Genomic DNA, 14,491 nt, shown 5'->3' with positions numbered 1-14,491 from the left:
ACCTGTGAACGCCAGCCTTATTAATTGTTGTCGAGTTCGTTGTCGTTAAGGAGTTGCTGTACCAACTGCTTAATTTCTTGCAGTAAAAAAGCTTTGCTATTATGCGAGGGGTTAAATAGTGCAGCGGTACTTATGCCGGTGGTCATATTCACTAGTCGTCTGGCGGCGGTAGTTGCGTTTAAATGTGCTGGTAGTTCTCCGGCTGCAATCGCACAATTTATATCGTTTTCAAATTGTTGAATGGCATAATTAAAACGCTTTTTTTGTTGTTTGCGTAAATCGCTGTGGATAGCCGCCATACTCCAGTAAATTAAGCGTACCTTCCACTCATCAGCAATCGTAGCTGTTAACGGCAGCGAAGCTTGTAATCTTTTTTCTAACGCTTTTATCCCGCTGATATTGCGGGTGAGTTTATCTGCTCGCAGCTGGTAGCAGTGGTTTGACCAATCTAATGCGGCACTGATGACCTGTTCTTTATTATCAAAATAATGTTCGATAACGCCTTTGGAGTAACCACTGTGGCGAGCGATTTCGCGCAAGGTGGCGGCCTCTATACCTCCGCTAGCAATTAACCGGGCGGCGATGGCGCTAATCTCATTGCGGCGCAGTTGATGGTCGACAACTTTAGGCATATTAATACCTGAAGCGGTTGTGAATACCGTGCCGCCGCTGCGTCAGTTGTGCGCTGCGCTGTGATGGTGTGAGCAGCTTTATATCAGCGGGTAGGTGTTGTTGCAGGGCTGACGCTTTGATTTGTTGGCATGTCGGTTGTGGATAGTTTTCGGTGCCAATCCAGCGCAAGGTGATATAACCTTGTTGATGGCCGACGGGTCCAGCCAGTTTGGCACGCCGGCATCGATATGGCTGACTACCAGGATTAATTCGCCATTATGTTCCAACTTGGCGTAGTGACAGTTGGTGCTGCATAAGCGATAACGGTAGTCCATGGTTTCCCACCAGTAGCTGCCAAATTCTACGGCCCAGTAATCAGCTGGCGGCGGGGTAACGCGAATAATCAAGGCTTCATCATCGGGTAATTGCCAATAGCAAATTAAAGGCTCACCGCCCGGGGTCGCATCAATAGCATTGTCGTCCAGTTGTCGATAGCTGAGAAACTGATTGGGAATGGCTTTCCATTTGTCGATCATTTCTGCCCAGTAAAAGGTGGAGTCGCGCACCCAGCTGGCGCTTTGTTTTAGTCCGTGAGTAATTTGATCTACTGAGGTTTCTGCTTTGATGAGCGAGGGGCCTATGCGATCGATACGAGCATTCATGGCTTGCTCATTTTCCCAATCAGCAAAAAATTGACGCACGGTAACCCGCCAACTACCCGGCGTGGTTTTTATCCAGTTACCGGGCTGAGGCTCGGGACTAAGGATAATTTCAAAACTGCCATCCTCAGCTACCAGTATATCGCGATTAATTAAATTACCTACCACAGCGCCGCCCCAGGGCGTGTCGCCATCTTCCACTACGGTGACAGCAAAATAACGGGCATTACCGCGTTGGCCGGTAATGCGATAGGTATTGTCGCCATTGATTGGGGAGCCTACATAGAGTGCGTCACAATTGTCGCCACCCTGTTTTCGAATAGGATCAAAATAATGCATTAATTCGGGTTGATCAGGGTCTATATTTTCCAGATTAAATTGCAGGGCTAGTGCGATGTTACGGCTGAGCAGGCGAAAGCCTTTGGCGCGATCGAGGTCCTGTTTAGGTGAGTTGTCACGAAACACGAGATCGCTGCACTGCTTTAGTTGTTCGCAAAAATCATCCCAGCTTGCTTTTAATTGTTTGTCGTTAGGGTTATCTCCATACATGCGATTGTGCCTCGTTGATATTTTACCTTTTATGATTTTATTTATATTAGGACGTATGTCCTATATAAATCAACGGTAATTATTTTTAGGTTGCCAAATATATTATTAACTTTCATAGTGGCAGCGGGTGCATCAGCGAGCAGGAGAATAAATTATGGCGAATGGTACTGAACCGTTATGGTCGGCGCCTGATCACCCTGGCTGGGTGGCTGCGATTAATCGCGAAGGTAGCTATATGGATTTGATGGCGACTATTCCCCTGGATGAGACATCATTAAAGCAGGCCGCTTGCGAGGCTACTGGATTAACGGATTTTGGTGATGATGACTGGTTGCAACCTTTTGCTGTATTGCTGCAATCATTGGAGCGCGAGGCCGAGTTAACCCTGATGGGCCGTTTAATGGCGCGACACGATATTTTTATGTGGTTGAAAACGCGTCTACAGGTACATAATTTATTAAACAAACACCCGGAGATTGAGCAGCAAGAAATCCATCAGCCGATGGTGATTGTTGGTTTGCCACGCTCAGGTACTTCAATTTTATTTGAAGTGTTATGGCAGGACCCTGCGGTGGGGGTGCCGCTTATGTGGGAGGCCATGCAACCTTGCCCACCACCACAAGCCGATAGTTATACCACTGACAGTAGGATAGAGCAGTGCGATAAGCTGATCACGCAGTGGAATAGAGTGGCGCCAGAGTTTGTCAAAATGCACGAGATGCGCGGGGATATTCCCGCAGAGTGTGGTTTGTTAATGGCGGCAACGTTTATCAGTGATCATATCGCTTCGCTGCATCAAACTCCCAGTTATAGTGCGTATTGTCTGCAAGCGGATTTTGAACCCGTGTATCGGTACCACAAAAAAATCTTGCAAATTTTGCAATGGAAAAATCCACGGCAACGTTGGTTGTTAAAAGCACCGGAACATCAGGTGCATTTAGATACGCTGCTAAAGGTTTACCCTGATGCGATGATTGTCCAAACACATCGCGATCCGGTCAAGTGTATGGCATCCACCACTAGCCTGATGGGAACGTTGTACTCTATGCGCAGCGATCAGCCATTTAATGCGGAAATATTTGAAAATATCATTATGGGTGAAGCGACAGCGCGGCGACTTGAGCAGGTGATGGCCCAGCGTGATCAGGGTGTCGTACCGGCGGCTAATATTGTTGATTCACGTTATCAGGATTTGATGGATGAGCCGATGGGTTGCGTGGCAAATATTTATGCCCATTTCAAATTGGTGTTAACCGCTGAAGCTAAAGCGCGGATGCAGGCGTATTTAGCCAGCAAGCCACAAGGAAAGTTTGGCCAGCATCACTATCAACTTGATGATAAAAAATTTACAAGAAAGAGCGCTGTTTGAACGGTATATGCGCCGTTATCAGGTGCCGATTGAATAGGCTATACCTGAAAAAGCCTAAACTTAAATCAGGTATTGCCATGGTAGTGATTAGATCATGCGTTTTGTGCTTTTAATGCCAAACGCATGCGATGCAGTACTGGCTCAGTATAACCGTTAGGCTGTGCGCAGCCTTCAAAGACCAGTTCGCAAGCAGCTGCAAACGCAATACCATCAAAGTCGGGTGCCATCGTTTGATAAGCAGTATCGCCGGCATTTTGTAAATCAACCACCGCCGCCATGCGTTTCATCGTTTCCATGACTTGTTCTTTGCTACAAATGTTGTGGCGTATCCAGTTGGCAATATGTTGGCTGGAAATTCTTAGTGTCGCTCTGTCTTCCATTAAGCCAATATTATTGATGTCAGGGACTTTGGAGCAGCCTACTCCTTGATCAATCCAGCGCACTACGTAGCCAAGAATACCCTGACAGTTATTGTCCAGCTCTCGTTGAATATCTTCTGCCGACAAAGTTTGCTCACCTAGTAATGGAATAGTAAGAATGTCATCGACACTGGCGCGAGCCCGCTGCTTTAGTTCTTCCTGTTTGCTGGCGACATTTACTTGGTGGTAATGCAGTGCGTGTAGGGTAGCGGCAGTGGCGAGGGCACCCACGCAGTGTTAGCTCCGGCATTGGGGTGACCAATTTTGGCTTCCATCATTTTTGCCATATTGTCTGGTTCAGGCCACATGCCTTTACCGATTTGGGCCTTGCCCTGAAGGCCACAGGCTAAACCTAAATCGACATTCTGGTTTTCGTAGGCGCCGATCCAGGTCATGGTTTTCAATTGACCTTTGGGTGCGAAGGGGCCTGCTTCCATCGAGGTGTGAATCTCATCGCCGGTGCGATCCAGAAAGCCGGTATTGATAAATACGATGCGATCTTTAGCGGCGCGAATACATTCTTTCAAATTGACAGACGTGCGGCGCTCTTCATCCATAATGCCTACTTTTAGTGTTTTTCTGGGCAGCGCTAAGGCATCTTCAATGCGGTTAAATAAAGCATTTGTGAAGGCGACTTCTTCGGGGCCGTGCATTTTAGGCTTAACAATATTAATGCTATTGGCGGAGGAGTTTTTCAAACTGCCATCGCCCTTTAAATCGTGGATGGCGGCTAGTGCGGTGATCATGCCATCCATAATGCCTTCGGGAATTTCTTCGCCGTTTTTATCGAGAATAGCCGGGTTGGTCATCAGGTGGCCGACGTTGCGCACAAACAACATGCTGCGACCTTTTCGAGTAATAGTTGAACCATCGACTGCAGTGTATTCACGGTCGGGATTCATTTTACGAACAATAGTTTTTCCATTTTTTTCCAGACTTTCCTGTAAATCGCCTTTCATTAAACCGAGCCAGTTGCGATAGGCTAATGCTTTGTCCTCGGCATCAACTGCAGCAACAGAGTCTTCGCAATCCATAATTGTGGTAAGCGCGGCTTCGAGCACAATATCTTTCATGCCGGCGCTATCATGTTTACCAATGTGATGGTTGCGATCGATCTGAATTTCAATATGCAACTGGTTATGTACTAACAGTATTGCTGAGGGGTTAGAACTATCGCCTTGGTAGCCGACCAATTGTTTAGGATCACCAAGGGTGGCTTCGCTATTATCTATCAGCGTCGCAATAAGCTGGCCATCACTGATGCGGTATTGGGTGATTGAATCGTGAGAGCTTTTATTGAGCGGCGCTGCTGAATCCAGAAAGTGGCGGCCATAGGCAATGACTTCATCACCGCGAATAGGATTGAATGCTTTGCCTTTTTCGGCGCCGTTGGCTTCGCTGATGACATCGGTGCCGTAGAGTGCGTCATAGAGGCTGCCCCAGCGCGCATTAGCGGCATTCAAGGCAAAACGGGCATTGGTGATTGGGACCACTAACTGTGGCCCTGCCTGGCTGGCTATTTCAGGTTCTACCTGAGCAGTCCCGATTTGGAAATCATCTCCTTCAGGGACCAGATAATCGATTTCTAATAGAAATTGTTTATAGGCCGCCGCATCGTGACCGTTAGCGGCATGCTTGCGGTGCCAGTCGTCAATTTGTGCTTGCAGTTTGTCGCGCTTGGCGAGTAAGGCTTTATTTTTGGGCCTAGTTCGTCTAATAGTGTTTCCAGCTTTCGCCAAAAATCTGCTGCGACAATACCAGTGCCGGGGATGATGTCGTCATTAACCAGAGTGTAGAGCGATTCGGCAATCTGTAAGCCGCCTTGTTGGATGCGCTGGGTCATTGGAAAAGCCTTGTAATAGCAGAATTAGGTCATTGAGTGTACGGGTTGCAACTGTCTATGAAAATATCGGGTGCATGTTAAAGATTCACCCAAAATTTAGCTAATTGATCGTTTTCATGTCGATCATTCGTGTAGTGAATGGTGATAGTAGTTAATCAGCCTTTGCTTTGCTCAATAATATTTTTAGCCACCTCAACAATCAGGCGTCTTAGCCAGGTGTGGCCTAAATCATGATGAAGCAGCGGACTCCAGGCCATTTTGAGCTCGATAGGTACAATCGGGAACGGCGGTGGCTTGATAGTCAGCGGGCTGTTGTCCCCCAGTGTATGACGATAGGCGGCTTGTTTGGGTAGTGTAGCAATGAGGTCTGGCTGCTCGGCAAGCAGGGCGGCAACCTGATAATGACGAGTAAATACACGGATGTGGCGGGTGCGCTCAATTTCAGCCAGCGCCTCATCGACGCGTCCCAAGCGTTGGATATCGTCGGGATTCATACCGACGCCGACGCCCATGCCGGTTTTACTGACCCAGATGTGATGGGCTGCAAGATAACTTTCCAGGTTGAAATCCTTAAGGATGGGATTGTTTTTACTCATCAAGCAGGTGAAGTTGTCGCGCCAGACGTTTACCTGATGGAAGGATTGGGGCAAATAGTCAAAGCGGTTGATAGCCATATCGACTTTGCCTTTCTCGACATCCTGAAAGGTCACATCACTCGGGGTCAGTACATCAAGGCGTATATGCGGGGCTATATCACGTATCTCATTAAGCAGCGCGGGTATCAGGGTGGACTCTGCATAGTCACTGGCCATGATACGAAATACGCGGGTGCTGTCCTCGATGCTGAATTCCGCGGCGGGTTGTACCGCTAGTTCGATACTGGACAGGATCTGCCGTAGTTGGGGCTGTAATTCTTCTGCCCGCTGGGTGGGGGTCATACCCTGACTGGTACGGATAAGTAGCGGATCATTAAACAGGTCGCGCAGCCTGCGCAAGCTGTTACTCATGGCTGGTTGGGTAATGCCGAGTTGGTCTGCCGCTTTGGTGACGTTCTTTTCGCGTAATAGCACATCCAGGTAAACCAGCAGATTGAGGTCGATACGAGATATATTCATATAATAAATGCCAGAAATAAAACCTATAAATTAGCTTTATTTAGCTCGTATTTCTAGTCTGAGCGTAAGTTTTTTGGAAGTTGTTTGCCTTGTTTGGGGGTGAAGTACCCAAACTTCGCGAATTGGTTGTCGGAAACTTAATACCATTCGAGGTCTATTACAGGGTAATGGTGTCATGGCTGTTACAGTTATGCCACCGCTGGTTGCATCCTTCCCTGCTAGTTTGCTCGCGTCCTATCAACTGAGTGTTGCTGGGCTGCGGGCATTTTTTTTGGCCGTCATAGGGTGATTTGTCAGCGAAATTTTGGAAATTGTATGCATTACCTGTTCTGTCAGCGATTGATTGTGTGTTTATTGCCGATTTGCTGTGCTGGCGCTGGCCATAGGTGGGGATTTCAACTTAGCTGAAAAGGTGAAGGGAGTGGTGCTTTATTCATATTATGAATGACGAGGATAAAAAACATCAATTTCCTAAATTTTGGTTGGGGGCGTAGAGTCCACACCATCAAATTCAGCCAACGACAGTAGTCATTACATACCGGGGAATTATCATGTCAAATTACAATCAGGATATCAGCCAGTTAGCTGATTTATGCGCTCAACAGGGTGAGACCTGGAATGCCATAAGCCCAGAATACGCAGCACGTATGCGCGCTCAAAATCGTTTTAAAACCGGTTTGGAAATAGCTAAGTACACTGCTCAAATTATGCGTGCGGATATGGAGCGCTACGACGCTGATAGCTCGCAGTACACTCAGTCTTTAGGTTGTTGGCACGGTTTTATCGGACAGCAGAAGATGATTTCTATCAAGAAGCACTTTAATAGCACTGATCGTCGTTACTTGTACCTTTCTGGATGGATGATCGCGGCTTTGCGCTCTGAGTTTGGTCCTTTACCTGACCAGTCAATGCATGAAAAAACTTCTGTACCAGCGTTAATCGAAGAGCTATACACCTTCTTGCGCCAGGCCGATGCGCGTGAAATGGGTGGACTGTTCCGTCAGTTAGATGATGCGCGTGAAGCCAATGATGAGGTGAAGGCAAAAGACCTGCAAAACCAAATCGACAATTTCCAGACTCACGTAGTACCTATCATTGCTGATATTGATGCCGGTTTTGGTAATGCCGAAGCGACTTACTTATTAGCTAAGCGCATGATCGAAGCGGGTGCTTGCTGTATCCAGTTGGAGAATCAGGTTTCTGATGAAAAGCAGTGTGGTCACCAGGACGGTAAAGTAACCGTTCCGCATGAAGATTTTCTCGCCAAAATCCGCGCAGTTCGCTATGCCTTTTTGGAAATGGGTGTTGAAGACGGTGTCATCGTTGCCCGTACTGACTCCTTAGGTGCTGGTTTAACCAAGCAAATTGCAGTGACTAAAGAGCCTGGCGATTTGGGTGATAAGTACAACGCCTTTCTTGATGGCGATTACGTAGAAAGCGCTGCTGATATCGACAATGGTGATGTTCTGGTTAAGGCTGATGGCAAGTTGTTAAAGCCCAAGCGCTTAGCCAGTGGTTTATTCCAGTTCAAGAAAGGTTCTGGTGAAGATCGCGTAATTCTGGATTGTTACTTCGTTACAAAATGGTGCAGACTTATTGTGGATTGAAACTGAGAAACCACACGTTGGTCAGATCGGTGCCATGGTTAACCGCATTCGTGAAGTGGTGCCAAATGCCAAGCTGGTTTACAACAATAGCCCATCATTTAACTGGACCTTGAACTTCCGTCAGCAGATTTTTGATGCCTGGACTGAGGCCGGCAAAGATGTTTCAGCTTACGATCGCGCTAATCTGATGAGTGTTGAATACGATGAAACCGAGCTGTCAATTGAAGCTGATGAGAAGATTCGTACCTTCCAATCAGATGCGGCTCGCGAAGCAGGTATCTTCCACCACTTGATCACTTTGCCGACTTACCACACCGCGGCTTTGTCTACTGACAATCTGGCCAAAGAATACTTCGGTGACCAGGGTATGTTGGGTTACGTTAAAGGTGTGCAGCGCAAAGAAATCCGTCAGGGAATTGCCTGTGTTAAGCACCAGAATATGGCCGGTTCTGATATGGGTGACGATCACAAAGAGTATTTCTCTGGTGATGCCGCGCTGAAAGCGTCTGGTAAAGACAACACGATGAACCAGTTTGGTTAATTGAAAGTTTTGTATACCTTCCCGGTATCTCAGGCGGCTTCGGCCGCCTTTTTTACGCTTGTTATATAGCTATCTTGTGGTTGTAAGTGCTTGTTGTTGGCATGGTAATCCGGCCAGCTTAAAGGTATCGTGCCAATCACTGGCTGGTTGTTACAGTATTTTTTATTGTTAGGGATTTATGATGATTTCTACCCCCGATCTCTGTGATCAGTATGGCGATCAAGTACAAGTCGCTGATCCTGTGTTTAAGCATTATGGTGGTGTGCGTCGCTTCGGTGGCGAAGTGCTTACCGTCAAATGTTTTGAAGACAACTCTAAAGTTGCTGAGTTAGTAAAAACGCCGGGCCAGGGCCGGGTGCTGGTCGTCGATGGTGGCGGTTCCCCAAGACGATCGCTACTAGGTGATAATTTGGCTCGAGCTGCCCAGCAAAATGGTTGGAGCGGGATAGTTATTTATGGTTCGATTCGAGATGTTGAAGATATTACCGAGATGGCGATTGGCGTAATGGCATTAGCTACGATTCCGTTGAAAACAGAAAAACGCAATCAGGGCGATGTGGGAGTAGAGCTGGCCATGGCTGGCTTGAAAATTAAGTCAGGATCATTTCTGTATGCGGATGGTAGTGGTGTAATTGTGAGTGATCAATCACTGCTGTAATGCCTTCTGGATAGTCAGAAATATTTTATTGAATTGCTGCGCGTGCAGAGCGTTAACCAAAGAGAGCAAGATTATGATTAAATTAGGTGTGATGTTGGGGTATTCCGGTAAGCAGGTTCAAGTGCCAATCGACATGATAAAGCAGGCCGAGGCACTGGGTTATGATTCACTCTGGACAGCTGAGGCCTATGGCTCAGATGCCATTACCGTGGCGTCCTGGATTCTGGCGCAAACGACTAAGATCAAGGTAGGCACTTGCATCATGCAAATGCCTGCACGTACTCCGGCGATGGCAGCGATGACGGCGATGACGCTAAATCAGTTATCCAGTCATCGATTTATTGTTGGCTTAGGTGCCTCTGGCCCGCAAGTGGTTGAAGGTTGGCATGGTGTGCCATACGGCAAACCCATTACGCGTACCCGTGAGTATATTCAAATTATGCGCAAAATTATGGAGCGTGAAGGCCCCGTGGTTTTTGATGGTGACATGTATCAATTGCCCGTAAAAGGTGCGGGGACGACGGGCTTGGGCAAACCGTTAAAATCTATCTTGCATCCCGATCCATCCATTCCTATCTACACCGCGTCGGTGACGCCAGCAGGCTTGGCTTGTGCTGCGGAAGTAGGCGATGGTGTGTTTCCCATCTGGATGAGCCCTGAACGCTTTTCGGTACTTGAGCCACATTTGAATAAAGGCTTTGAGCGGGCAGGTAATGGCAAGTCGCTGCAAGGTTTTGACATTGCGCCGGGAGTCGCAGTCGTGTTGGGTGATGATGTTGAGGCCTGTCGCCAGCCTTTAAAAGAGCATATGGCTCTTTATATTGGGGGTATGGGTGCTAAGGGTAAAAACTTCTATACCACTTACACGACGTCGATGGGGTATGGCGAGGCGGCTGAGAAAATTCAGGACTTGTATCTGGCCGGGGACAAGGCAGCGGCTGCAGCGGCAGTGCCGAACGAGCTGGTTGATGAAGTTGCTTTGATTGGTCCCGAAAGCCGGATTCGTGAACGTGCTCAGGCGTGGATTGAAGCGGGTAAAAAAGGCCATGTTGGAACTATGATGCTACATATTCGTCAGCCTGAAGTATTACCGATAATGGCTGATATTTTTAAGTAGTCGTGGCTGATCAGGCATTGAGTGCTGCGCAGCAAATACTTGGGAGTAAATAATTCTAATGGGTATGAGTAATGCGCAGCGTTTGGCCAAAGTTATTTTAAATAGCTTTGATGCTTTCTTTGGTGATTTCCAAAATGTCACGCTAGGTGCGCAGTCGCGGTTTGAAAAAGCCGATTGGCAATTGGTGCATAAGGCGATGAGCCATCGCTTGGAAATGTATAAAAAGAAGGTGCGCGATGTAGCTGCGTTGGCTGATGATATCGCCGGTGGCCATGCTCAGGATCGTGAACTATGGCGCGATGCCAAAGACGAATATTGTCAATTGGTGGCAGAGCACAGCAATATAGAAATTGCCCAGACTTTTTTTAATTCCGTTTACTGTTTTGTTTTTAATCACGAAAGAATTGGCGACCTTAACGCGTCGGTAGTTGCGCCTGATTCACTCCCTGCCAGTGTGTTTGAAGATGTTATTTATACTGAGTATCCGGCTATTGCGGATCTCGCAGTTAATGTGCGCAGTATTCTGGTTGATACCCGGTTCAATATTCCCTTTGAGGATTTCGAGCGCGATGTGGCGCGTATAGTTTCACTGATTGATAAGCTGTTGACGCCGCGGATCGAGCAGGGTCAACAAGTAAAAAGCCAAGTATTAAACTCACTTTTTTATCGAAATAAAGCGGCTTATTTGGTCGGCAGGATCGTTGTTGATAATGGTGAAATGTTACCGTTTGTATTTCCTATATTAAATAATGAACAGGGTGCGGTTTACGTCGATACAGTTTTATTTTCAGCCGATGATGTCAGTAAATTATTCAGCTTTACACGCAGCTATTTTATGGTGGATGCCTCAGTACCATCACAATATGTCAGTTTTTTAAAAACCATCATGCCGCAAAAAGAGTGGTTTGAATTATATAGTGCGATTGGTTTTGGCAAGCATGCCAAAACCGAGTTTTATCGCACCGCCGTCGCGAATACGGTAAAAACCAACGATCAATATATTATTGCGCCGGGAATTAAAGGAATGGTGATGTTAGTGTTTACCCTGCCTTCTTTTGATTATGTGTACAAAGTGATTAAAGACCGTTTTACCCCGCCAAAGGATATGACCCGGGAACAGGTTAAAGGAAAATATAAATTGGTTAAGCGCTGGGATCGTGCTGGGCGGATGGCGGAAACACAGGAATTTAATAATTTGGCGTTTGATCTTCGTCGTTTTTCTGACGAGTTGATGGCGGAATTGAAAAAGGAAGTGGGCTCCTTGCTTGAGGTGCGTGGCAATGCTTTGATCTTTAAACATGTTTATGTCGAGCGTCGGATGACGCCACTAAATTTATATTTAAAAAATGCCACCGATGAACAAATCCATAATGTGATGGATGAATACGGCAATGCGATTAAACAGCTGGCCGCAGCTAATATTTTTCCCGGTGATATGCTGCTGAAAAACTTTGGTGTCACCCGCCATGGTCGAGTAGTGTTTTATGACTACGATGAAATCTGTCCCTTGGTCGATTGTAATTTCAGAAAAATACCTGCGCCCATGAATGAAGAGCAGGAGATGGCTGGGCAGCCTTGGTATGACGTTGCTCCCGCCGATGTTTTCCCGGAAGAGTTCCGCCTGTTCTTTTCAGGTAATCGCCGCGCCAGGGAGGTGTTTGATAAATTGCACCCTGATTTGTATCTGGAGACTTTTTGGCAAGGCCTGCAGCAACAAATTAAACAGGGAAAGTTTGGCGATGTATTTCCTTATCGTCGACGTTATCGTTTTTCGCGGCCTGCGACGCTCGCTAGTAAGTCAACAGCTGACAGTTAATGGATGCATATTACCTTATTAGCGGTGTTGTTTTATCGCTGGATCGTCCCCATATAAGCTACTCGTATTAGAGCCAGGTTACAGGTAGCAATGATTATGTCTCGAGTAGAAATAACGCTTCCGGAGCGGTTTAATTTTTCCATCGATCTTCCCATTTATATTAGCCATATCAATCGTGGTGATCATTTAGGTAATGACGCATTGATTAGCTTTCTCAACGAAGCCAGAATTCATTATATGCGGGCGCACGGCGTTGATGAGACCCGTGAGCAGGGCTATTTGTTTGTGAATGCTGATTTAGCGGTGATCTATAAGTCCGAAGGGCGCTATGGTGAAAGCCTGAAGATTGAAGTGGCTGCCAGTGCGTTTCATAAATATGGCTGTGACATTGTTTATCGCGTTAGCGAGGCGAAAACCGGGCGAGAAATTGCTATCGCCAAGACGGCTCATATTTTGTTCGATTCAATTAATAGCAAGCCGGTACTGGCGCCACCCTCGCTGCGTGAAAAGCTGGAACAGGAGCCGCGGTCGAAAGCAGCAGAAGGCGATTAGGCTGATGCTCGAGCAGGAGAATTCAGGGACTGCGATTACTGCTTAACGGCCTCCTTTGCCCGGGAAATTTTGTTGCTGCTTGCTGACGGTTTTAGCCGTATTCGAGGTGGACAGCCATAGCTTATTTGCGTACAATCGCCCGCCAAGTTAAACCGGTGTTCAGCAGCCCGGCGACCCCTTTCCAGCCACAATGCTGGAGCGTTCAGGGGAAAGAATTTAAAGCGAGATAAGGCTGTACCTTCATCTCGCTTTTTTACGGCCGTGTTTTTTCGTCTTTTGTTAGGGCCGCTGAGTTTTTCATTATCGCCAAAGAATGCAGTGTTTAAAATTCTTTGTAAATAAAATCAATAGCTTAGCGGGGTTGATTTTGCGTTTTCCGGTTTCACCTCATCGCTTTTTGTCACTCTTGTAGGAGGTTTGCTTGACGGTACCAGCCATATTAGCCCTTGAAGACGGTAGTATTTTTCGGGGAGTCGCCATTGGTGCTATCGGGCACTCGGTTGGAGAGGTCGTTTTTAATACGGCCATGACCGGTTATCAAGAGATCTTGACGGACCCTTCCTATGCCAAGCAGATTGTCACGCTGACCTACCCTCATATTGGTAATACCGGCACCAACGCTGAAGATGAAGAGGCGACTGATATTTGGTCGGCGGGTTTGGTGATTCGGGATCTGCCGCTGTTAGCGAGTAGCTTTCGCAATGAGCAGAGCCTACAAGACTATTTAGTTGCCAGAAATATTATTGGTATTGCCGATATTGATACGCGTCGCTTAACCCGAATTTTACGTGATAAAGGTGCCCAGAATGGTTGTATCATGGCAGGTGAATCTGTCGATGAAGCCAAAGCCTTGGAGCTAGCCAAAGGTTTCGACGGTTTAGAAGGTATGGACTTGGCCAAAGTAGTTTGTACCAAGGAGGTCTACAACTGGCAGCAGGGTAGCTGGGCTTTGCCTTCAGATAAATTAACCGGCGATAGCTACAAGCAATGGACTGACGAAGAGTGTAAGTATCATGTCGTTGCTTACGATTTCGGTGTTAAGCGCAATATTTTACGTATGTTAGTCGATCGCGGTTGCAAGTTGACCGTGGTACCTGCGCAAACGCCTGCAGCTGAAGTATTAGCGATGAATCCCGATGGTGTGTTTCTCTCTAATGGCCCTGGTGATCCGGAGCCATGTACTTATGCGATTGAAGCCATTCAGCAAATTCTTGGCACTGACATTCCGGTATTTGGTATCTGTTTGGGGCACCAGTTATTAGCTTTGGCCTCAGGGGCCAAAACCATGAAAATGAAATTTGGTCACCACGGTGCCAATCATCCGGTACAAAACCTGGAAGACGGCACGGTGCTGATTACCAGCCAGAACCACGGTTTTGCAGCTGATGAAACGTCGTTACCGTCTAATTTGAAAGTAACCCACAAATCTTTATTTGATGGTTCGCTGCAGGGCATTCATCGCACCGATAAGCCGGCCTTTAGTTTTCAAGGACACCCGGAAGCCAGTCCAGGGCCGCGCGATGCTGCGCCCTTGTTCGACCACTTTATTGAATTGATTGAGGCTCGCGCCTGAGTTAATTTCGGCGGCGATATTTTCGACTAACGAATTTATCGAGTGGCCATTTAGATTCCCG

9 protein-coding genes and 2 pseudogenes are annotated in these 14,491 nt (G+C 47.1%); 7 read left to right on the top strand and 4 right to left on the bottom strand.

Going from position 1 to position 14,491, the window contains the following annotated elements; all coding sequences use genetic code 11:
* Positions 1-20 precede the first annotated feature (20 nt).
* Both UNITIG_RS18280 and UNITIG_RS18275 read right to left on the bottom strand, forming a co-directional pair.
* The gene (locus UNITIG_RS18280; protein ID WP_101759795.1) at positions 21-632 is read right to left on the bottom strand and encodes a TetR/AcrR family transcriptional regulator; all 612 of its coding nucleotides are present in this window, start codon (positions 630-632) and stop codon (positions 21-23) included.
* Positions 633-710: 78 nt separating this feature from the next.
* Positions 711-1,820, bottom strand: a complete 1,110-nt coding sequence (locus UNITIG_RS18275; protein WP_235015492.1) for a DUF1214 domain-containing protein — start codon at positions 1,818-1,820, stop codon at positions 711-713.
* A gap of 154 nt (positions 1,821-1,974) precedes the next feature.
* Between UNITIG_RS18275 and UNITIG_RS18270 the strand changes: the two genes are divergently transcribed.
* On the top strand, positions 1,975-3,189 hold the full coding sequence (locus UNITIG_RS18270; RefSeq protein WP_101759794.1) for a sulfotransferase: 1,215 nt from the start codon (positions 1,975-1,977) through the stop codon (positions 3,187-3,189).
* Between the two features lie 92 nt (positions 3,190-3,281).
* On the opposite strand, the pseudogene UNITIG_RS18265 reads toward UNITIG_RS18270, so the two are convergent.
* Positions 3,282-5,451: pseudogene (locus UNITIG_RS18265) on the bottom strand (malate synthase G).
* A 155-nt stretch (positions 5,452-5,606) separates the two neighbouring features.
* Positions 5,607-6,566 carry a LysR family transcriptional regulator gene (locus UNITIG_RS18260; protein WP_101759793.1) on the bottom strand — a complete coding sequence of 320 codons (960 nt, stop codon included), beginning with the start codon at positions 6,564-6,566 and terminating at the stop codon, positions 5,607-5,609.
* Between the two features lie 551 nt (positions 6,567-7,117).
* Here UNITIG_RS18260 and UNITIG_RS18255 point away from each other — a divergent pair.
* The 6 genes and pseudogenes from UNITIG_RS18255 (at position 7,118) to carA (ending at position 14,430) form a co-directional block, all read left to right on the top strand.
* Positions 7,118-8,714, top strand: a pseudogene (locus UNITIG_RS18255) (isocitrate lyase).
* A 178-nt stretch (positions 8,715-8,892) separates the two neighbouring features.
* Positions 8,893-9,372: a ribonuclease E activity regulator RraA gene (rraA, locus tag UNITIG_RS18250; protein WP_101759792.1), complete on the top strand. Its 480-nt coding sequence runs from the start codon at positions 8,893-8,895 to the stop codon at positions 9,370-9,372.
* Between the two features lie 73 nt (positions 9,373-9,445).
* Positions 9,446-10,489 carry an LLM class F420-dependent oxidoreductase gene (locus tag UNITIG_RS18245; protein WP_235015491.1) on the top strand — a complete coding sequence of 348 codons (1,044 nt, stop codon included), beginning with the start codon at positions 9,446-9,448 and terminating at the stop codon, positions 10,487-10,489.
* Positions 10,490-10,547: 58 nt separating this feature from the next.
* Positions 10,548-12,305 carry a bifunctional isocitrate dehydrogenase kinase/phosphatase gene (gene aceK / locus UNITIG_RS18240; RefSeq protein ID WP_101759791.1) on the top strand — a complete coding sequence of 586 codons (1,758 nt, stop codon included), beginning with the start codon at positions 10,548-10,550 and terminating at the stop codon, positions 12,303-12,305.
* 90 nt (positions 12,306-12,395) lie between these two features.
* Positions 12,396-12,857, top strand: a complete 462-nt coding sequence (locus UNITIG_RS18235) for a thioesterase family protein (RefSeq protein ID WP_101759790.1) — start codon at positions 12,396-12,398, stop codon at positions 12,855-12,857.
* Positions 12,858-13,278: 421 nt separating this feature from the next.
* Positions 13,279-14,430, top strand: coding sequence for a glutamine-hydrolyzing carbamoyl-phosphate synthase small subunit (carA, locus tag UNITIG_RS18230; RefSeq protein WP_101759789.1), 1,152 nt, complete (start codon positions 13,279-13,281; stop codon positions 14,428-14,430).
* Positions 14,431-14,491: the final 61 nt, after the last annotated feature.

This window comes from Oceanicoccus sp. KOV_DT_Chl (assembly GCF_900120175.1).
GTDB lineage: Bacteria > Pseudomonadota > Gammaproteobacteria > Pseudomonadales > Dasaniaceae > Oceanicoccus.
This window is presented reverse-complemented; position numbering and strand designations above follow the sequence as displayed.

What these genes read in the sequence shown, in the direction of transcription:
- aceK (WP_101759791.1), top strand. Translation starts at nt 10,548, where the DNA reads ATGGGTATGAGTAATGCGCAGCGTTTGGCCAAAGTTATTTTAAATAGC.
- rraA (WP_101759792.1), top strand. Translation starts at nt 8,893, where the DNA reads ATGATGATTTCTACCCCCGATCTCTGTGATCAGTATGGCGATCAAGTA.
- UNITIG_RS18275 (WP_235015492.1), bottom strand. Translation starts at nt 1,820, where the DNA reads ATGTATGGAGATAACCCTAACGACAAACAATTAAAAGCAAGCTGGGAT.
- UNITIG_RS18280 (WP_101759795.1), bottom strand. Translation starts at nt 632, where the DNA reads ATGCCTAAAGTTGTCGACCATCAACTGCGCCGCAATGAGATTAGCGCC.
- UNITIG_RS18245 (WP_235015491.1), top strand. Translation starts at nt 9,446, where the DNA reads ATGATTAAATTAGGTGTGATGTTGGGGTATTCCGGTAAGCAGGTTCAA.
- UNITIG_RS18235 (WP_101759790.1), top strand. Translation starts at nt 12,396, where the DNA reads ATGATTATGTCTCGAGTAGAAATAACGCTTCCGGAGCGGTTTAATTTT.
- UNITIG_RS18260 (WP_101759793.1), bottom strand. Translation starts at nt 6,566, where the DNA reads ATGAATATATCTCGTATCGACCTCAATCTGCTGGTTTACCTGGATGTG.
- UNITIG_RS18270 (WP_101759794.1), top strand. Translation starts at nt 1,975, where the DNA reads ATGGCGAATGGTACTGAACCGTTATGGTCGGCGCCTGATCACCCTGGC.